18 protein-coding genes, 1 tRNA gene and 1 pseudogene are annotated in these 19,748 nt (G+C 32.0%); 8 read left to right on the top strand and 12 right to left on the bottom strand.

Going from position 1 to position 19,748, the window contains the following annotated elements:
* Nucleotide 1: 1 nt before the first annotated feature.
* Nucleotides 2–1,012 (top strand): 4-hydroxyproline epimerase, encoded by a 1,011-nt coding sequence (locus NMK29_RS23010; protein ID WP_108804943.1) that lies wholly within the window; start codon nt 2–4, stop codon nt 1,010–1,012.
* A 15-nt stretch (nt 1,013–1,027) separates the two neighbouring features.
* On the top strand, nt 1,028–2,272 hold the full coding sequence (locus tag NMK29_RS23005; protein WP_108804942.1) for an FAD-binding oxidoreductase: 1,245 nt from the start codon (nt 1,028–1,030) through the stop codon (nt 2,270–2,272).
* A 60-nt stretch (nt 2,273–2,332) separates the two neighbouring features.
* Here the strand turns inward: NMK29_RS23005 and NMK29_RS23000 are convergent, their stop codons facing one another.
* From NMK29_RS23000 to NMK29_RS22985, 4 genes are all read right to left on the bottom strand, one after another.
* Nucleotides 2,333–3,433 (bottom strand): DUF4407 domain-containing protein, encoded by a 1,101-nt coding sequence (locus tag NMK29_RS23000; RefSeq protein ID WP_108804941.1) that lies wholly within the window; start codon nt 3,431–3,433, stop codon nt 2,333–2,335.
* A 127-nt stretch (nt 3,434–3,560) separates the two neighbouring features.
* Nucleotides 3,561–5,663 (bottom strand): M56 family metallopeptidase, encoded by a 2,103-nt coding sequence (locus tag NMK29_RS22995; RefSeq protein WP_108804940.1) that lies wholly within the window; start codon nt 5,661–5,663, stop codon nt 3,561–3,563.
* Complete coding sequence (locus tag NMK29_RS22990) at nt 5,660–6,031, bottom strand: BlaI/MecI/CopY family transcriptional regulator (RefSeq protein WP_108804939.1); 372 nt, start codon at nt 6,029–6,031, stop codon at nt 5,660–5,662. Before NMK29_RS22990 ends, NMK29_RS22995 begins: the two co-directional genes overlap by 4 nt.
* Nucleotides 6,032–6,165: 134 nt before the next feature.
* Nucleotides 6,166–7,554: a dipeptidase gene (locus NMK29_RS22985; protein ID WP_108804938.1), complete on the bottom strand. Its 1,389-nt coding sequence runs from the start codon at nt 7,552–7,554 to the stop codon at nt 6,166–6,168.
* A 122-nt stretch (nt 7,555–7,676) separates the two neighbouring features.
* Here NMK29_RS22985 and NMK29_RS22980 point away from each other — a divergent pair.
* The 5 genes from NMK29_RS22980 (at nt 7,677) to NMK29_RS22965 (ending at nt 11,566) form a co-directional block, all read left to right on the top strand.
* Nucleotides 7,677–7,758 (top strand) — tRNA-Leu (locus tag NMK29_RS22980).
* Nucleotides 7,759–8,010: 252 nt separating this feature from the next.
* The gene (locus NMK29_RS22975) at nt 8,011–10,176 is read left to right on the top strand and encodes a Tox-REase-5 domain-containing protein (protein ID WP_108804937.1); all 2,166 of its coding nucleotides are present in this window, start codon (nt 8,011–8,013) and stop codon (nt 10,174–10,176) included.
* Nucleotides 10,177–10,665, top strand: a complete 489-nt coding sequence (locus NMK29_RS22970; RefSeq protein ID WP_108804936.1) for an Imm52 family immunity protein — start codon at nt 10,177–10,179, stop codon at nt 10,663–10,665.
* A 29-nt stretch (nt 10,666–10,694) separates the two neighbouring features.
* A complete protein-coding gene (locus tag NMK29_RS23835; protein WP_255411833.1) occupies nt 10,695–10,817 on the top strand; it encodes a hypothetical protein in 123 nt (40 codons plus the stop codon).
* 65 nt (nt 10,818–10,882) lie between these two features.
* On the top strand, nt 10,883–11,566 hold the full coding sequence (locus NMK29_RS22965) for a hypothetical protein (protein WP_108804935.1): 684 nt from the start codon (nt 10,883–10,885) through the stop codon (nt 11,564–11,566).
* Between the two features lie 192 nt (nt 11,567–11,758).
* Here the strand turns inward: NMK29_RS22965 and NMK29_RS22960 are convergent.
* Nucleotides 11,759–12,001 (bottom strand): annotated as a pseudogene (locus NMK29_RS22960) (OmpA family protein); the annotation flags it as partial.
* 160 nt (nt 12,002–12,161) lie between these two features.
* Here NMK29_RS22960 and NMK29_RS22955 point away from each other — a divergent pair.
* Entirely contained in the window at nt 12,162–12,560 is a 399-nt protein-coding gene (locus tag NMK29_RS22955; RefSeq protein WP_159092321.1) for a two-component system response regulator, read from the top strand.
* A 47-nt stretch (nt 12,561–12,607) separates the two neighbouring features.
* On the opposite strand, the gene NMK29_RS22950 is transcribed toward NMK29_RS22955, so the two are convergent.
* From NMK29_RS22950 to NMK29_RS22920, 7 genes are all read right to left on the bottom strand, one after another.
* A complete protein-coding gene (locus tag NMK29_RS22950) occupies nt 12,608–14,257 on the bottom strand; it encodes an alpha/beta fold hydrolase (protein ID WP_108804932.1) in 1,650 nt (549 codons plus the stop codon).
* A gap of 204 nt (nt 14,258–14,461) precedes the next feature.
* Entirely contained in the window at nt 14,462–16,207 is a 1,746-nt protein-coding gene (locus NMK29_RS22945; RefSeq protein ID WP_108804931.1) for a tetratricopeptide repeat protein, read from the bottom strand.
* Between the two features lie 158 nt (nt 16,208–16,365).
* Nucleotides 16,366–16,911, bottom strand: coding sequence for a hypothetical protein (locus tag NMK29_RS22940; RefSeq protein WP_108804930.1), 546 nt, complete (start codon nt 16,909–16,911; stop codon nt 16,366–16,368).
* A 33-nt stretch (nt 16,912–16,944) separates the two neighbouring features.
* Nucleotides 16,945–17,331 (bottom strand): hypothetical protein, encoded by a 387-nt coding sequence (locus NMK29_RS22935; protein WP_108804929.1) that lies wholly within the window; start codon nt 17,329–17,331, stop codon nt 16,945–16,947.
* Nucleotides 17,332–17,507: 176 nt separating this feature from the next.
* A complete protein-coding gene (locus tag NMK29_RS22930) occupies nt 17,508–18,092 on the bottom strand; it encodes a hypothetical protein (RefSeq protein ID WP_108804928.1) in 585 nt (194 codons plus the stop codon).
* A 7-nt stretch (nt 18,093–18,099) separates the two neighbouring features.
* The gene (locus NMK29_RS22925; RefSeq protein ID WP_159092320.1) at nt 18,100–18,771 is read right to left on the bottom strand and encodes a hypothetical protein; all 672 of its coding nucleotides are present in this window, start codon (nt 18,769–18,771) and stop codon (nt 18,100–18,102) included.
* 111 nt (nt 18,772–18,882) lie between these two features.
* Nucleotides 18,883–19,659, bottom strand: coding sequence for an N-acetylmuramoyl-L-alanine amidase (locus tag NMK29_RS22920; RefSeq protein ID WP_108804926.1), 777 nt, complete (start codon nt 19,657–19,659; stop codon nt 18,883–18,885).
* Nucleotides 19,660–19,748: the final 89 nt, after the last annotated feature.

Raw genomic sequence — 19,748 nt, 5'->3', positions numbered from 1 at the left:
GATGTCTAAAACTGTTTATAAATGTATAGATGCTCATACCTGCGGAAATCCAGTTAGGGTAGTTACTACAGGACATCCAGATCTTAAAGGAAATTCAATGAGCGAAAAACGCCAACATTTCCTAAAAGAATATGATTGGATAAGAACAGGATTAATGTTTGAACCTCGTGGACACGATATGATGAGCGGTAGTTTCTTATTTAAACCTAGCGATTCTTCAAATGATTTTGCAATATTATTTATTGAAACATCTGGTTGTTTACCTATGTGCGGTCATGGAACCATTGGAACTATTACTATTGCTATCGAAGAAGGATTAATACAACCCAAAACCCCAGGAAAAATAAGAATGGAAGCTCCTGCAGGTTTAGTTGAGATTACCTATAAACAGTCTGAAAAAAAAGTAGAATGGGTTCGACTAAAAAACGTAAAATCCTATCTTGCTAATCAGGATTTAATTATAGATTGTCCAGAACTTGGAGAAATTATTTTTGATGTGGCTTACGGCGGTAATTACTATGCAATTATAGACCCTCAGAAAAACTTTAGCGGAATACATAATTTTACAGCTTCTAAGCTGATTCAATATTCACAAATTTTGCGGGATCGAATTAATAAAAAATACCCAAACTTTTTTGTTCATCCAGAGAACGAAACCATTAGAGATGTAAGTCATATCCTTTGGACCGGAGATCCTTTAGATCCTAACTCTTCAGGGAGAAATGCTGTTTTTTATGGTGACAAGGCCATAGATCGCTCTCCTTGTGGTACAGGAACCTCAGCAAGAATGGCCCAATTATATGCAAAAGGAAAACTGAAAAAAGGAGATGATTTTATACACGAAAGTTATATCGGTTCTAAATTTATTGGAAGAATAGAAGAAGAAACTGAGCTTGGTAATCAAAAAGCTATTATTCCTAGTATACAAGGATGGGCAAAAATTTATGGATATAACACTATCATTATCGATGATGAAGATGACCCATATGCACACGGTTTTCAGGTAATTTAAATTTATGATTCAAAAATGAAGGAAGTAATTGTTATTGGAGGAGGAATAATAGGTCTTTGTTCTGCATATTATTTGCATAAGGAAGGTCATAAAGTAACAGTGATAGATCAGTCATCTATGGATTTTGGAGCTTCTTATGTAAATGCTGGATATCTCACTCCTAGTCATATCATACCTTTGGCAGCTCCTGGCGTAATGAAGAAAGGAATTAAGTGGATGTTTAATCCCGCCAGTCCTTTATACATAAAACCTCGACTTAATAAAGAGTTTTTAGAATGGTCTTGGGCATTCAATAAATCTTGTTCTTCAAAAAATGTAGCCCGCAGCATTTCTGCTATTAAAGATATAAATCTATTAAGCAGAGAGCTTTATTCTGAAATAAAAGAACAAGAGCAGTTTAAGTTCCATTTAGAACGAAAAGGATTATTAATGCTTTGTCAGACAGATTCAATGCTGGAAGAAGAGATCCGTGTAGGAGAACTTGCGCAAAAAGAAGGGTTACCCGTTAAAAACCTCTCTTTTTCCGAATTAAAGCAAATTGAACCTAACGTACAATTCAAGGCTAAAGGTGCTATTTTGTATGAATGTGATGGACATACAACACCTCATCTATTTATGGAAGAAATAAAAGAATATCTTTTAAAACAAGGTGTGATCTTTTTGAAAAATGAAAAAATTTCTGACCTAACAATAGAAAATGGAAAAATTACCACCATTAAAAGTACAACTACTGCATATTCTGCTGATGAATTTGTATTAGCAGCCGGTTCTTGGTCGAAAATACTAAGTAAAAAACTTGGAATTAAATTATTGTTAGAAGCTGGTAAAGGATATCGGATCAATTCTAATAGAAATTTAGGTATTACTATGCCGACAATCTTAGCAGAGGCTAAAGTTGCTATTACACCGATGGAAGGATTTACACGATTCGCAGGAACTATGGAAATTGCTGGAATTAATCATAATATTAACAAAGTAAGGGTTGAGGCTATTGCCAAAGCTGCTCATACATACTATCCTGATATTGTTCTTACTGATAACGAAAAGAACGACGCTGCCAGTGGTTTACGACCTGTCTCTCCAGATGGAATGGCTTATATTGGGAAATCCAACAAATGTAAAAATCTAACCATCGCCACCGGACATGCAATGATGGGTTGGAGTATGGGTCCAGCAACAGGAAAACTAGTTTCTGAAATCATTTCGGATAAAAAACCATCGTTAAATCTAAACGTATTTCACCCAGATCGACGGTTTTAAAAAACAAGTATTCGACCTGACAGATATAGCCTACCCATCAAGTCTTTGATTTATAATACTTTATAATATATCAGTTTGCTTTTTATAAAATGCATCTTGTTGTTTCTGCATCAATTCTCTGGCAATTTTCTTTTTATATTGATACAATTCATCTTCTTCTGCAATATTACCATAGACTCTATCATTAACAGTATGATCCGTTGCTAATAAAATTTTACGCTGATCTGCTTTTTGCGCTGTCCAGGTTTTTACTTCGCCTTCCACATCTTCAATTTTAAAATCATATTCGCCTCTAGGAGAAAGTAACTTTGCAAAAATTGGAGAAGTTTCAATAGCTAAAAACAATAAAAATATAAAAAATGAAGGTAGCCAAGGCAATTCATTAAGTGCATTTACTCGAGCCATTAATCCATCAAAATTATCAATTATTGGCTGTGATGCTTCTATCTGTTTATCGTACTCAGCAGCAAGTTCTGTTTTTTGTGTTTCCAAACCAGCAACTTTTTCTGCATTTGTCTTTTTTAACTCCACAAGCTCAGCAAGCATTGCATCATGTTTTTCTCTTTTTTCTTTATACACTGGACCTTTACCTACTAATTCAGTTCCTTTTCTACCTTCAGCTTCTGCTATATAAGTTTCGTACAGTTCATTTACTTCTTCTTCTTTGGTACTAACTTCTTGTTTTAACGCTACTATTTCAGCATCAATGCCTTCCAATATTGGAGTATATTGAGTAGCTATTTGTTCCTGATTGGCAAGTGTTAGATCGTTTTTTTGTTCTAAAAGAACCTGATCAATTTCTTTTTCAAAAATCTTTAATTCTAAAGGCTTAGAAATTACGACTGCAATAATTACGGCTAAAACAATTCTGGGAGAAGCCTGCAAAAGTTCATCTAAAAAATTCTCTTTTTTCTTAATAGTAGATACTATAAATCGATCAAGGTTAAAAATTAATAACCCCCATACCAATCCAAAGAAAACGGCAGTGAAATAATTATCAAATACTGTATATAAAGCATAACTAGCTGCTAAAAAAGCCATTAGCGCAGTAAAAAATACAGTTGCACCGATACCGGCATACTTGTTTTGTTCTCCATTAGAGCTTTCAGCCAAAATATCAGCATCTGCTCCTGAGCACATAATAAAAAATCGTTTTAACATAATCTAAGGGTGTATTTGATTGACAATAGACTTATAACGTTGATTTCTAGATAAATGTTGCGCAAAAAACCCCACCGAAGTGAGGTTTTAAATAATTTATATTATTTATAATATATAAAGCTCTTGATCAATCTTTAAGTTTCACTTTCGATTTACCATTTTTTGTAGATGCATCAATCGAAAGGTTGTTATTAGAATCCTCAACCAGTTTAAGAGCTTCTTTTGCAGAAATTTGTTTTCCATTATAATAAAAATCAGCATCATTTTTTGTCATTCTTTCTATTAGCTTATCCGGTGAGTTGCGCTCTGCCATCCTTGCTGCTCTCTGCTCTGCTAGCATAGCATTCAATTCAGCCCTGCGCATTTTTTTTTCTGCTACCATTTCTGCTTTCCGAGCATTAATTTCTGCTTTACGCATTAATTTTCGCGCTTCCATCTCTGCTTTTTGTGCTTTTTTTCGTGCTTTCATTTCTTCCATTCGTATTTCCTTCTCAGCTTTTCGAGCTTGTACCTCAGCCTTTCGCATTGATTTTTCTGATCGCTCTCTTGATTCTTGTGCAGCTTCTCTAGCCATAGCTCTTGCTTTCTCAGCAGCTTCTCTACTTATCATAGCATTCTCGCGAGCATTTTCTGCTGCTTGTCTAGCTTCTTCTTGACTAATCATTGCTATTTCTTGTCCCATTCTAGACTCCTCTGCTCTTACCATTGCTTCTTCTCTTCTAATTTCCGCTTTTTCTCTTGCAAGTTCTGCTCGCTCTCTAGCCAATTCTCTTTGTACTTGTGCCTTTAAAACCGATTTTTCCTCTTCTGTCCAATCTTCTTCTTCTGATAACAAAATTTCTGAGTAACCATCTTCCGTCTTTATCTTTTCCGATTTTTTGGATTTGTTATTGTCATATTCTTTCTCCTTAGGAGCAGGAGGTGGTGGTGGTGGTATATCACTCTTCTCCCCTTTCTTTCCTTCTGGAGCTGGCGGAGGTGGTGGTGGCGGAATATTGCTTTTTTCTCCCTTCATTACTTTTGGTGATTCTGGAACTGGAGGTGGCGGTGGAATATCTGGAAACTGTTCCACTCCTTTTCGCTGCTCAGCAGTCATTTTCCTATAAATATCTATCATACGATAAATCTCACTCTGCTTGATGTTAATCGGTTTGTTACCTTTGATTTTAGTATTTATATTTTTTGCCCACACATCATATTCTTTTACCATTTCCTTAGTAACTCCGTCCTGAACACTATTTTGTTCTTTACTTGCAACACTAATTTCTTCTTTATCCTTTAAAACAATAATTGAAGATTCTTCAAGCGTATTTAATTCTTCAACATCAGGATACGTAATTTCATCAATTGGTTGCTCTACTTCTTTAGCTACTATTTGGTTGTTAAAAAATAGTATGCATAAAAATAGAATAGGTACTAAACTAGTAAGTTTAAGTATTGTTCTTTTTTTAGAAAATTCTTTAGTCATCATCTGTAATCGTTTTTTTGTTAATGAATAATTAATAGGACTCGATAATACAGCTTGATTAGAGCTAGCAGGGTAATTAACGAGTAAATCAAAGTATTTTTGTATTGAAAATTGTTGTTTCAATACATTTTGGTCCGCAAGGAACTCGTGGTTTAACTTTATAGATCTTTTTATAAAAATAAATAAAGGATTAAACCAAAATAGAACTTGTAGAATTTCTACAAACAGTATATCTAATGTATGTTTTTGTAATACATGTGTTTTTTCATGAAGTAAAACTTCTTCAGGGATTTTTTTATCCTGAAATTCTTTCTTGGGCACGAAAATATAGCTAAGAAAGGTATGCGGAACGATCGAATTACTTAGTAAAACATTAATATGCGATCGTTCTTCAAGTCTTTCATTAGTTCTAATTTTTTTAGAAAGACTTGTAATATTTCGGATAAACCGAAAGCCAAAAATCAAAACTCCAATCCCATACATACTCCACAAAACAATCTGAAGGTAATTAATCGGTTCATCTACTACAGCAATATTAGATTCTACTAATAAAGGAGTTGCTATTTCTGAAACTACCTCAGGTTCGGCAATCACTTCAACCTGATAGGTTAGCGTAATTAAAGGTATTATGAATGCAAAAATTAAACTAAATAGCAAATAAAACCTCTTTACAAAATGAATATTTTCTTTTTCTAAAAATAACTTATAGAATCCCCATAGGAGTATTAAACAAAGGGATGACTTAATTATATATGCTATCATTTTTGTTTCTTTAAAAGTTCTTTATCTACAATCTTTTTAAGCTCTTCTAATTCTGTCGTCGATAAATTGGTCTCAGAAGTAAAAAAAGATGCAAACTGGGATGCAGAATCGTTAAAAAAATTCTTTATCAAACCGTTTACATGCTTCGAAAAATAATCTGTCTTTTTTACCAGTGGATAATACTCTCTGGATTTTCCGTACAAAGCATAATCTATAAATCCTTTGTCGGTCATTCTTTTTAATAAAGTAGCGACCGTAGTAGTTGCCGGTTTAGGTTCGGGAAAAGCATCTAGTAAGTCTTTCATGAAAGCTTTTTCTAGTTTCCAGAGGTATTTCATTAATTGTTCTTCGGCTTTAGATAATTGCATTGCTCTACATTATTAGAATTAACTCTACAAATGTAGAATAAAAATTTATATTTCCAAATATTTTTTTATTTAGAACAAAAAAAACCACTCTAAATGAGTGGTTTAATTAAAAGATAAGCTTAAAAAATTCTTTGTTATTTATATAATTCTGTAAAATATTTATAAAACAACGGGATGGTTTCTATACCCTTTAGATAATTCCAAACACCAAAATGTTCATTGGGTGAATGGATTGCATCACTATCCAATCCAAATCCCATAAGAATTGTCTTACTCTTTAATTCTTTTTCGAATAGAGAAACAATCGGAATACTTCCTCCACTTCGCTGTGGAATTGGAGTTTTGCCAAAGGTATCTTGATACGCTTTACTAGCTGCTTGATACCCTACACTATTTATTGGAGTTACATATCCTTGTCCTCCGTGATGCGGAGTAACTTTTACAGTTACTGCCTCTGGCGCAATACTTTCGAAATGATTCTTAAAGAGTTCTGTTATTTCTTTCCAATCTTGATTAGGCACTAAACGCATCGAGATCTTAGCGTATGCTTTACTTGCAATAACTGTCTTTGCTCCTTCACCAGTATATCCGCCCCAAATTCCATTTACATCTAATGTTGGGCGAATTGAATTACGCTCGTTAGTTGTATACCCTTCTTCTCCATATACTGCATTAATATCTAATGATTTTTTATAGGCATCTAACGAGAATGGTGCTTTTCCCATTTCTGCACGTTCTTCTACAGAAAGGTTTTCTACCTTATCATAAAAACCTGGGATTGTTATATGATTATCCTCATCGTGTAATGAAGCGATCATCTTAGTCAAAATATTAATTGGATTTGCTACCGCACCTCCATACAATCCACTATGTAAATCCCTATTTGGCCCTGTTACCTCTACCTCGACATAACTTAACCCTCTTAATCCTGTAGTAATCGAAGGAACATCTTTTGCAATCATCCCAGTATCACTAATTAGAATTACATCGTTCGATAATTTTTCTTGATTTCTTTCTACAAACCAACCAAGGCTATTACTTCCAACTTCTTCTTCTCCTTCGATCATAAACTTAACATTACAAGGAAGTTGATCTGTCTTAGTCATTAATTCCATTGCCTTAACATGCATATACATTTGCCCTTTATCGTCACAAGAACCTCTTGCAAAAATTGCTCCTTCTGGATGTAATTCGGTTTTTTTAATTACTGGTTCAAAAGGTGGACTATCCCAAAGATCAATTGGATCTGGTGGTTGTACATCGTAATGGCCATATACTAAAACAGTAGGAAGATCCGGGTTTATTATCTTTTCGCCATAAACTATAGGATATCCAGGAGTTTCACATATTTCTACAAGATCACAACCTGCATTTTCTAGACTCTTCTTAATTTCATCAGCAGTCTTTATTACATCATTCTTATATGCAGAATCTGCACTAATAGATGGTATTTTTAGTAATTCAAGAAGCTCGTTGATGAAACGCTCTTTATGTTCCTGAACGTAAGATTTAGTATTTTGCATTGGATTGAGTTAATTTTGTCTAAAAGTACTAAAAAAATTTACTGAGACTTTTTATTTTAAAAGTATTGTTTATATTTGCACTCGCTTTTGCAAATAGTCCTAAGTTTTGTAAAAGTAATAATGCGGGCGTGGTGGAATTGGTAGACACGCTAGACTTAGGATCTAGTGCCGCGAGGTGTGAGAGTTCGAGTCTCTCCGCCCGCACAATGAAAAACCTCAAAACCTTCTAAACAAAGGGATTGAGGTTTTTTTATACCTTGTATAGAAAACATTTAGACAACCATCTACAAAATCCTTATTTACTAAAGATAAATCATATTAATATCGAATACGATATTTTATTAGTTTTACCGCCGATTAATTTTTTTTTAATTATTGAGATAACATATCACATCAGTTTGACACTTACTTCTAGAAACAAAAACCTAATGATTAGGTTTTATAAAGAAAGTAAATATGAAAAATTATTTTAAACAATTCACAAAAGGCATTTTAGTTCTACTTTTATTGACTTGTTTTACAAATTGTCAAAAAGAAGAACTACAAATTCCAACTGAAGATAGTACGGTGAAAACTGGTACTCGATTTGTAGATGCTAAAAACACTCCTATTCTTAAGGAGTTCTTGTCAAGCAAAATGAATAAGTATAGTCAAAAATCTCAGAATGGAGGTTCTCTTATAGAAACTCCTTTTGGATATATTCCTTTAGGAGATATTATAGAAGTTGTAGATATAAATGGAAACTACAACTATACTTTTAAAATAATCCCTAAAAACCAAAAACCTGATACCTTTTATAACCTTATAGTAAGTAAGCCCTTAGGACAAAAGACAACTACATCTTTTGTTTTAGAATATAATATGGAAGAGAATTTTGCTAAAGATTATTTTTTTGAAGACAAAAACTTTGAAGGTTTTCAAGGCGTAATCAACAAATACTCTTTTGAGGAATTTTTAGACACCGATACTGAGAGATCCGACCCTCCTTGTCCTTGTTCTGATTTGGGGTCTCAAGATTCTGGAGGTTTTCCCGTTGGCGGTGGCGGTTCTGGAGGGTCAGGAAACAATGATCCGGATGACAACGACAATAACAACAACGGCAATGGTAACGGAGGTAATAATGGAGATACGGACTCTAATGGAGGAGGAAGTGGAGGAGGTGGAGTTAATTGTTTAATAACTTCAAGTATTGAATATCTTTGTACGGAAAGTGGTTCTCACGAAAGTTATTGTGAAAGAATAACTAACATCATGGTATATTGTTATCAAGATATAAAATCCTTTAATCGAAATAGTGACTGCCCTATTAGCGAGGAAGGAAGTTGCCTGAATACAAGTGGTCAATTTGCGGTAGATTCTATAGACTTAGTTACTTATTTAGGTCTTACTGCCCCAGAGTCTTTTTTTTATACGTTTTCATTAAATCAAGATATTGCAAATGCAGCAGGGAAATTTTTATGGAAGTTTAAAGATGAGCCAGAAAAATTAATATTAGCAAAAGAGATTGTTATTGCAATTTCAAATCAATTATGGAATGGAGATGGAGACAAACAGGAAAGAATTTCTTTTTTAGAAAGCGATAACGCGGTTAGAGCAGTAGAATTTATACTAAAAACTAATGAAGCCCTTGAAAACGATTTAATATCTTCAGAAGAAGCAACCAGTATTTTAACTTTAGGTTATGAAAACAACTGGACTCAGGAGGCTGCCAATTTTGTAAATGAAGCTATTGAGATACTTAAAAACGGCAACAATCAACAAAAAAGATTTGTTCAGGCAGTTTTAGATGACAACATTCCTCAAGCGCTTACAATAGCATTAGAAGGCGCAACTTATGAACAGTGTTGCAACCCTAATGATGACATAGCAGTTAAAATGGCATGGTTTACTGGTTCAATAGTATATGATTTTCATGATGCTATGTTTAATTTGGTAAAAATGACAGAAGATTTGTTTTATTCAGATGAAGAAGAAGGCAAATTTGTAAAAATCATAATGGAAAACTCTGGTGTAATCGTTCCTGATGAAATAAGTGATGAGCTTGTAGGTAAATTGTTTAAGATTAGATATGAAGGATTAGAAATGCGTGCAGTACCAGAAGGAGAATGGTATCAATCTTACCTAGATGCTGCGGTAACTTTTCTTGATATAGTAGCAGTATTGGCACCAAGTTCTAATGGCGGTGCATTTTTAGCCATAAAAGGAGGGGGTACAATTACTGCACAGGTTTTATCAGATTATTTAAAAGTTATAGCAAAAGGAGAATGGAAAATAGTTAACGAATCTATGAGTGATGCTGCAAAAAGCTATCAAGAATTTATTACTGGTAAATCTTGGAATGAAAGTTTTGTTCTTGAAAATGTGAAATTTGATGGATTAAAAGAGATTGTTTTAGTTGATGCTAAATCGGGGATGTTAAATTTTATAGATGAGACAACCGATACTTTTAAACCATTTTTTACTGGAGAGGAAGCCATTTTACGTCAAGCAAAAAATCAAAGAGAAGCCGCAGGTGATTTACCTATAGAGTGGCATTTTGAACACGAATCCGTTAGAAGAGTTTTCGAAAAATTATTGGAAGACTTTAATTATGATATTATATTGAAACATACGCCAAGATAAATGAAGATTATAAATAAAATAAGTGTTATTTGGTTAAATAGAAAAGAAAACCTAAAAGAATCAACAGAAGCTTTTATTGATTTTCTGGAAGAATTAAAAAAATTTGATTCTAGATTAGGAAATTGGTATTTAAAAGGAAATACCCGTGAGGAAGCTTTAATAAACAAAGTAATATTAGAGTATGAGTTTGTTAAAAAACAGTTTTTTAAATATGCGGACTATGAAGAAACTGCTTTAACAAAAGATTCGTTTTTAATTAGTTTTTGGAATGGTGCTCCTAAAGATTCTTTATCATGTACTATTAGAGCTTCTCTTGGTGGTGAAGGCAAACTAAACTCTAATAATTGTGTCTTTAATTTTCCATATGAAGGAGAAATCTATGAATATTATCGTATTCAAGAAAACTGGGATAATTTATTAAAGTTTTTTATTGATTATTGGCAACCGGATCAATATAGAGATTTTGAAGGCAACCTGATGGATATATAATATTTGGAGTAAAAAGAAAAGAATACAAGATGTTCTACAAAGACAATGATAGAATGATAGATTTTGTGGAGATTAGTGAGATGCTTAAAGCAAAACACATGATAGAAGGAGGTTGGATTTCTAGATTTAGCAAACATTCTAACTACCAATAAAGTCTAGATATTGATATATTGGGACTAGTATTATAAAACTGGTCCCAATTTCAAAAAACTTAGAAATGAGAAGTAACTTATTATTTTTATTTATAATTATTTCCTTCATAGGTTATTCCCAAGAAATAAGCAAAATAAGCTTTATAAAAACGAACAAGTTAGATTCATCAAAAGTAAAAGAAAGCGTTGCTAGAATTGTTCGTTCATCAATGATGGCTGAAGCGATGACAAATTATCAGATTAACACAGATGAAGATCTTGAAAAAGCAGAAAAGGCTCTTGAACCTGCAATACAAGTAATAATACCAAGCATGCTGGAAACCGCTCTTAAATTAGAAGATGAAAATCATACTATTGGTTTAAAAAGAGAAGATTCTATCTTTTACACATATGAAGAAAAAGATTCAATTGTCTTAAATCAAAGGAAATATTCGCAAGAAAAGTACTTTGTCATTAGGAGAGAAGAAATTAGAGAAGACCAAAAAATTATTAACGGATACAACTGTTATAAAGTAAATTACAACTATACTCCGGATAGTGCTGTTGGTGATCCCGGACAAACTATATTTATGTTTACTACACTATCGATGTATGTTACAGAAGAGATCAAGTTTTTATACCATCCAATAATAAAAGATAACGAAATCTTAGAAAAATATTACCCATTAGAAATCGTAAGAACCATGCAACTTACTAGAGGAAAGGAAGATAAGTACACTCTAAAAGAATTAGAGTTTTTCAATAATTGATTACTTAAAAGAAGCACTTTGATTTTGTTTTTTATTCTTTTTCTAATACAATTGTTTTTGTTGAACAACAAAATAATGATAACCAACGAAGTTTTGATAAATGTTGATCTGCTCAAACTGCAAAAGAGCCGAATCAAACGATTCGGCTCTTTTTATTTTATTTGTTTTTTACAATTGTAATATTGAATCAAATTACATTTTAGTAATAATAAATTCTGACCTTCTATTAAGTTGATGATCTGCTTCTGAACAAGGAGTTTCATTTCCACAATTATTAATCAATTGTGTCTCTCCGTAACCAATAGCACTTTCTATTCGACTAGAATCAATTCCTTGAGAAATAATATATTCTTTTGTTGATTTAGCTCTTCCATCTGATAAGGCAAGATTATAATCATCTGGTGATCTTGAATCTGTATGTGATTCCATTTTAATAACAAAAAATCCACTTAAAAATTAACTAACAAGATAATTAATAATTACATCCTATCGGAAAATTGTTTATTTCATCGATATACCTAAATAATTTAATACCAAAACTTTAACCACTATTTGATACCTTATGTATATTAACACTCATTTTAAAAATGGAGTCATGTCTAGGATTAATCACACTATACTTATTGATGACAATAAAACAACTAATTTCCTCAACAAATATTTGATGTTAAAATCAAAACGTTTTAAACGTATAGAAGAATTTATAAACGGAAATACGGTACTTGAGCGATTCGAAAAAGATCAATCTTTTGAACCAGATATCATTTTTTTAGATATAGACATGCCCAATATTAATGGTTGGGAGTTACTCGAAAGATTTGAAAAACTTTATTCTAAAAAAGTAAAGACAAAAATATTTATTCTTTCTTCGTCAATTAATAAAGAATATTCTCAAGTTTTTAAACCTAAATATTTCGCTCCTGAATACTTAATAAAACCACTAAATCTTACTATAATAGAAGCACTGTATCATAAATATTATCTTAAAGGTTAAAATATTTGATAAACTCTAGATTAATAAATGTTCCTTAATCACTACGGTTAACTAACTAACTCTGATGGACTAATAGCAAATTGTTTTTTAAAACGTTTAGAAAAATATGACGGACTAGAAAATCCAGTCTGAAAAGCGATCTCCGCAATGGTATTCTGTCGACCAATAATCAATTCCTTTGCTCGATTTAAACGAATTGAAGAAATTAGCTGATTAGGAGACATATTAGTACTTGCCTTAAGTTTACGTTGCAATTGTCGTTCACTTACCCCTACTTCGGTACAAAGCATTGTTACACCATAATAATCATTGCTTAAATGATGATTAATATTTTGAATCACTTTTTGTAAAAAAGAATCTTGATAGGGAGATTTATTTTGATTAATTGCATTCGTTTTTATCGGAAGATTTTGAGTTGCCTTAAAAAGTATTAAAGAAATTCCCAATTCAGTTTTAAAAATTGTTTCATAAGGTATGAAGCTCATATTCACTCCTATTAATAAATTCTTTACCGTCTGAGTTACTATAATTTGATTAGGTGTACTCTGTTTCGTTACTAAGGTTACGAAATCTTCTGTTTCTTCACAAATACAATTTTTTATAGAACATTCCTTAATATCAACCCCAATGGATATCTGTGCATTGGTGCTCTTAACAATTTCCAATAATTCTGAACTACAATAGATTGCTGTACTAGGCCCTTCAAAAGTTAATGTAAACGTATTTTTACCATATATCACTACATTTCCTCCATATCTAGCTACACATTCTCTTATGAGTTTATGTAATTCATTATCTCGGTTTATTGGAGTACGTATATGTCCAACCATAAAAGTATACAGTTTTTTTTCATAAACAGGTTTAGGTTTTATATCCAAAACAAATGTCCTTATTTCCTGAAGAACCCGTTCCGTATCACCTACCCAAAAGAGGTGATCATTTCCTTCTAACTCTACAAACTTTGCTCCTGAAATACGTTCGGCTATAAATCTTCCTTCTTCAATCTTTACATCAATATCGTGCGTACGCTGTAATATAAGAGTAGGTACATTAATGGAACCTAAAATATCTATTATGTCAATTTGTGTATTTAATTTTGTCAACATCATAGCAGCACCGGGACTTGCTCCTGACCTAAAATAACTAGCCAACCAATCCATAAATTTTTTATCATTAGCCTTAGAAGGGGCAAGTGCCTCGAGATTCATATCCCCACTCCCCCAATTATTTTCGATCATATCATACACCTCTTGGCGTTCCTCATTAGTAGGTGCCCATGGATAATCTGAGCTATAAACTCTTTTGGCAAATATCCCAAAAGAAACTAGAGAAATAGTCCGTTCAGGATAAGTAGCGGCAAAGAGAGCCGATACAGAACCTCCTTCGGAATGACCAAATAATACAGCTTTTTCGGATCCAACAGCATCCATTACTGCTCTGATATCATCCATTCTTTCCTCTAACGTGGGAAATGTAGCAATACGATCAGAAAGACCTGTCCCTCTTTTATCAAATAAAATTACTCTTCCAATTTTTCCTAATTCTTGTAAAAAGTTAACAAGTTCTGGACAATCCCACATATAATCAATATTTGAGATCCATCCAGGAATATATACCAAATCTACAGTTCCAGATCCAAAAACCTGATAAGCAATATTTACTTCGCCACTTTTTATATATCTAGTATTAGGTTTCATAAGAGTATAATTTAATAGGTTTTAGAATACTATAAAATTATAAAGCCTTATGAAGACAGCAATTTAAAACACGTATACAATGTGTGCACTTAAATGAAAAACAAGATGCATATAAGGGGTACATTAGGTAGACATTAAAAAATTAATTATCTGATTTTCAAATATTTAAATATAATTACTCTTACTTCACTATATTTATACAACTTACTGCTCTAACTGTAATAAATAGGTGAGAATTTCTTGTTTAGGATCTAATTCTATTTTTTTACGAAGACGATATCTAGCAGTTTTTACACTTTCGGGAGATATCCCCAAAATACTAGCAGTCTCTTTTATGTTAAGATTTAACCTAATTAAACTACAAATTTTTAAATCATTCGAACTTAAATCTGGATGTTTTGATTTTAATCTAACATAAAACCCTTGATGTGCATCCTCAAAAAATCGACTAAAATCTTCCCAATCCTTATCAATACTTAGGTTCTTTCTAATTATCTTATTGAGATCTGTAATTAACTGTTGCTTTTCAATAGAAGAGGATTTTTTAATTTTCTGAATAGTTTCTTGTAATTGCTGAACAATTTCATTTTTCTTTATAAAATTAAGTGCATATGAAGAAAGTTCTTTATTCTTAAAATCTAATTGCTGTTGCAATTCTTGTTGTTTTAAAGCTAAGTTCTCTAATTCTTTCTGAGTAAGTGCATGTTCTGACTCTAGAAGTTCTCGATTTTTTAAAGCTAATAGTTTACTTTTTTTGGTTCGTTGTCTACTTATAAAATAGATAACACCTCCAAATATTGATATAATAACAACACTTAGAAATAAAATCAATTGAATTAAATCATCTTTCTTTTCTTGTTCCTTAAGCGCTACTAATTCTTTATCTTTTCCTTCTAACTGGTTCTCGAATTCTAGGTAAGCAATTTGTTTTGACTTTTCTAAATTTAAAAGAGAATCTCTAAGAAAAATAAATTTATCATAATAAGCCAAAGCTTCTTCTGGTTTAGCTTGTAATTTTTTGATTTCCTTTAATTCTTCATATGCAAATAGTTCATATTTTTTCAGTTTATTCTCTTTTGCAGATGTCAATCCCTTTTGAATTTCGATTGCAGCTTCATCAAGTTTGTTTGATAATCTTAAAATTTTCCCGTGAATTATATGATTATTAGTTAACCCATCAATATCATTGACTTTATTACCAAGATCCATCGACTTTCTTATATGGTAATAGGCCTGCTCTATTTCGTTTTTATGAAGGTATAATATTCCCAATTTATTATGCGCTTCTGCTATCCCATAGGTAAAATTGGTATCCGTATGCATCCGCAATGCATCTGTAAGATACCTTAGTGCTTCTTCATCTTTTTGTTGCTCTATAAGAATAGTTCCTATTTTGCTAAATGTGGTTGCTATTCTCCCTTTTAAACCTAAAGCAGTAAATTCATTAATTGCTTCTTCATAAAAATTTAATGCTTTTGTATATTCTTTGAGATCAGCATATACCATCCCTATATTGAGTTTTGTATTTGCTAACCCTACTTGATCCTCTATATTACTATATAATTTATAGGATGTATTGAGGTAGGTCAAAGCCTTATTTAAATGTCCTTGTGCCCAGTAAGCTACTCCGATTATTCGGTTTGCTCTAGCATGACCTTTACTATATCCAATTTTTTTAGATATACGCAATGCTTCTTTTCCAAAATTAATAGACTGATTTGCATCCACAATCCAATACTCAAAACCTATGGTATTAAGCAAATCTACCTTTTCTGCATTCTCTCTACTATTTGTATTTATTAAATTACGAAGACTATCGACCTTTTCTAATTTCTGAAACCCATAGAAAGAATTAGGTGATAAAAAAAGTCCTAGGATAATACAAACTATTAGACTTGTTTTATATTGATACAGTCTGATTTGAAAAAAGTAAACTTTAGAAAAAGTCATTAAAAAGTATTTACAAAAGGTGCTATTAGTATTTTTTCAGTTTACTGTAAAACTACTCATCATTTCCCTAAAGAAACTAATATGAAATGTTAAATGAAGTATTATAAGATTGTATAACTATTCTTTAAGATTATACTATAAAAATATGATGATTATTTTTACAATGAAACTCCAACCAGAATTCCAACTCCAATACCCGCAACACCGATAAGGATTTTTTCAAAAACACCTTTTCTTCTTTGTCTTTTGGCAGCTTTATCTACAATATCAAGACTGTTTGTTGCTCTCTCTAGACTGTTTATGGTATAGTCTAGCGCTTTTTGGGTATTTAACAAAGTCGCCTGAGTCTTTTCATATACCTTCTGATCTAGACTATCGCTAGCAGCAAAATTAGTTTGTAAACTACGTTCTAAATCAATATTTCTGCGCAATGTTTGTGAATATTTCTCTATCAATTCTTTAGTCATTTTATCCTGTTCTAAGGTACTTTGATACACATTCTTAATGGCTAAAAAAGATTTCTTATTGACTAAAAATACATCAGGAGTTCTAAATAGATATAGGCTATCTTTTTTTACAATAAAAGGTTCTCCTTTAAAGTTGGCATAACTTTCAGGAATTTCAATTACTTTAAGGGAATCGATCTCCTGAGAAAAAGATACCGATGTATATAGAAATAAGAGGATGAAGATGATTTTTTTCATGTGATAGTTAATTTACTAATAGCTAAATATTCTTTATTGTTCTATTCCAAAAACACTGTTTAATATTGCTCGGTCTTTTGCCAATTGATCATTCGTAAGCTTTATAGAGTCTTTGATACGTTCTAATTCGGACCAATCTTTAGCATTTTTCCTTTTAAATGAGAGTATTAATGAATCTCGTTTATGAATAATTAAATCCTTTTGAGTCTTCATTTGTTCAAATTCTTTTCTAGAACTTTCTAACTGAGATTTGGTTGTTGCAATTACCTCTTTTGATTGCTTCAATTCTTCTTTTGCCTTGTTCAGTTCTGATGATAATATCTTCCAATTAGAACTAGAATTAAAGATCAGATACCCAATAACCACTAAAAAAAGTAGTGCTACAATCTGCAGGATTAAACTCGTAGTAGTATTTTTCACAAGGTCAAATTTTTATCAATTAATCTATTCGTAAATATATCGTAAAACATATCAATAAATCAACATAAGTATTTTAGAAATAAAAAAAATACTGGTTTCAATAATTTATGCTTTAAGTTTTGATTATTAGTTGAATTTCTAGTTATCTGCATATCATTTTGTTTTATAGGAATTCTTTAGTTTTCTTCAATTTTAATCTTATATTTTTCCTTGTACAGGATAATTAGGTTACAAAAAGAGATAATAAACCCTGCAGACAATAGGTAACAAAGAAATAGCATTATTATTAATTGAACTCTATTACTTACAATACTATCCTTGGTCCATGCTTTTTCTGGATCTCCTAACAGGATCAACATGCGCTCTTTTCTTTCTGGTAAAAATCCATGAGATTCCTTAAAAGTATCGAATGGATTGTTCGCTATCAATTCACTACCGATTACAATGTCATGATCTACATATGGAAGTGTATTCGCCTCTCTAAAAAAATGATAGGTCGCATAGATCCCAACAAACATTAGTAAAAATTGAAGTGATAATCGCATCCAAGTTCTAATCATTTTATGTCTTAATGAATACAAGATCAGAAATCCAGCCAATGCAGTCGCGATAAAAACTCCAAATTTCATAAGAAAAGCAGTATTGTCATCTGTAGCATACCAAGAAGGTAACGGAATAATAAATGCTCCTGTAATAGATGCAATCCAGGTGCTTAATAATGTTATTTCTTTCCAAACTTCTTTTAATCTATTTACTAGCATTGTATAATTATTTTGGGGTTTTTAGCACTAGCTGTTTTTCTTCTTCTCCAGAATTGCTCATAATTAGATGCAATTCTGGTTCTCCTATTAATCCGTCTTTTTCCAACCAAAACAGATAATATCCAGGGACAAAATCTAGAGAAGCGTTTTGTGTTGGTTGATTAAATCGAAAGCGTTTAATATCCAAATCCTGCTCATAAGATAATTTCCCAAAAACAAAAAAGCCTTCATTTTCACTGGAGTTTACCATCACTTTAATTGTTGTGGTCGCATTATTTTGTGCTGTATTTTTTATGGTCTGCAGTTTAGCTTCATAATCTTTTGATATTGCCTTTAAAACAAACGTTTTATCCGTTATTGTTTCATACTGCTCATTCAGATTTCTTAAGGTATTTTCTGTAGCTTCTAAGGTTGACACATATGCTGGAGTAAGTGCATATTTATCATTACACTTTTCTAAAACAGGAAATAGCGTAGTGCTTTTTTCTATCAATTCATTATAAGCCGCTTGTAGATTATTATCACTTGTAGCAGTTATTTTCCCTTCTAAACCACTAATAGCTTGTTGGGTTTTGGACAAAACCAAAGACAGATCTTTATTTTTTGGACCGTAGCTTGCACAACTATATATCATAATTAATATGCAAAACTTAATCAAACACACATACTTATTTTTCATATCTAGGGAGTTTTAAAGAATTAATACTAAGATTAAGATTGAATCAAAATTATGGCAAACCACGCTTATCTTGTTATGACAAAAACGGCAAATGCAAGTAATTTTCCGACTTTAAGAATCATGTAACCCATTGATAATTAAGCTCCAATCAAAAGCTGGACCTATATCCCATTTGCCAGTAGATCGATAATTCACATGAGATGTAATCCCTTTAAAGTTTACCAACTCTTCTTCTGCCACTATATCATATCGTTTATCCTCTGGCAAAAACGTAGTAGGAATATCATATTCTGAAGTTAAATAACGAAGTAATACAAGTAAACTTTTGTACTGCTTGGCGGTATATGTGGCAAAGTATTGTTCTCCGCGAAAAGGTATATCTAACTTTCTATAAAACTTAGTTTCGCTTATATGACAATACACATCAGTATCATTGTATACGGTTACTAATTGATCACCGATTCTTTTTAAAAACCCAATATTAGACATCTCGATTCCGATGGTTCTTTTACCTCCTTTAGTATTTCCTCCTACTGCTTTAGAACCTAAATGATATGCCCAATATGCAGAAGACCACATATTAAGTATTGTACCATTTCTAGCAATAATAAAAGGTACGGAGACTCTGTAATTAGGCTTAGACAAAGCTGCTATATCCCCTTTTAAATAGCCTGCTGTATAGTGTAATACTATTTGTTTTTTGGTATGTTTTTCCTGAACATAAAATGATGAATCACCATTTTTAGGTCTGCATTGCGTATAAGACATCATCTCCAAGGCACCTTGAATCGGAACCTCTTTACGAGTTAATAAAAATTCTTTTCCAGCTGAATCTCGACCGGTATCAAAAAAGTTTTTCTCATGTTTGATTATACTAGTTGCCTTCATACCACATTTAATTTATGATTACTTACATCAAAATTACTATTGGTTATGTCTACTAACTATCTCAAAACCGCCAAATAAAGGGAATTTTA

Origin of the sequence: Aquimarina sp. Aq107, from assembly GCF_943733665.1 — a bacterium.
Classification (GTDB): domain Bacteria; phylum Bacteroidota; class Bacteroidia; order Flavobacteriales; family Flavobacteriaceae; genus Aquimarina.
This window is presented reverse-complemented; position numbering and strand designations above follow the sequence as displayed.

Coding starts and splice junctions, on each gene's coding strand:
- NMK29_RS22925 (WP_159092320.1), bottom strand. CDS start 18,771: ATGAAAAATAAGTATGTGTGTTTGATTAAGTTTTGCATATTAATTATG.
- NMK29_RS23000 (WP_108804941.1), bottom strand. CDS start 3,433: ATGTTAAAACGATTTTTTATTATGTGCTCAGGAGCAGATGCTGATATT.
- NMK29_RS23005 (WP_108804942.1), top strand. CDS start 1,028: ATGAAGGAAGTAATTGTTATTGGAGGAGGAATAATAGGTCTTTGTTCT.
- NMK29_RS22945 (WP_108804931.1), bottom strand. CDS start 16,207: ATGACTTTTTCTAAAGTTTACTTTTTTCAAATCAGACTGTATCAATAT.
- NMK29_RS22970 (WP_108804936.1), top strand. CDS start 10,177: ATGAAGATTATAAATAAAATAAGTGTTATTTGGTTAAATAGAAAAGAA.
- NMK29_RS22985 (WP_108804938.1), bottom strand. CDS start 7,554: ATGCAAAATACTAAATCTTACGTTCAGGAACATAAAGAGCGTTTCATC.
- NMK29_RS22995 (WP_108804940.1), bottom strand. CDS start 5,663: ATGATAGCATATATAATTAAGTCATCCCTTTGTTTAATACTCCTATGG.
- NMK29_RS22950 (WP_108804932.1), bottom strand. CDS start 14,257: ATGAAACCTAATACTAGATATATAAAAAGTGGCGAAGTAAATATTGCT.
- NMK29_RS22990 (WP_108804939.1), bottom strand. CDS start 6,031: ATGCAATTATCTAAAGCCGAAGAACAATTAATGAAATACCTCTGGAAA.
- NMK29_RS22955 (WP_159092321.1), top strand. CDS start 12,162: ATGTCTAGGATTAATCACACTATACTTATTGATGACAATAAAACAACT.
- NMK29_RS22940 (WP_108804930.1), bottom strand. CDS start 16,911: ATGAAAAAAATCATCTTCATCCTCTTATTTCTATATACATCGGTATCT.
- NMK29_RS23835 (WP_255411833.1), top strand. CDS start 10,695: ATGTTCTACAAAGACAATGATAGAATGATAGATTTTGTGGAGATTAGT.
- NMK29_RS23010 (WP_108804943.1), top strand. CDS start 2: ATGTCTAAAACTGTTTATAAATGTATAGATGCTCATACCTGCGGAAAT.
- NMK29_RS22920 (WP_108804926.1), bottom strand. CDS start 19,659: ATGAAGGCAACTAGTATAATCAAACATGAGAAAAACTTTTTTGATACC.
- NMK29_RS22975 (WP_108804937.1), top strand. CDS start 8,011: ATGAAAAATTATTTTAAACAATTCACAAAAGGCATTTTAGTTCTACTT.
- NMK29_RS22965 (WP_108804935.1), top strand. CDS start 10,883: ATGAGAAGTAACTTATTATTTTTATTTATAATTATTTCCTTCATAGGT.
- NMK29_RS22930 (WP_108804928.1), bottom strand. CDS start 18,092: ATGCTAGTAAATAGATTAAAAGAAGTTTGGAAAGAAATAACATTATTA.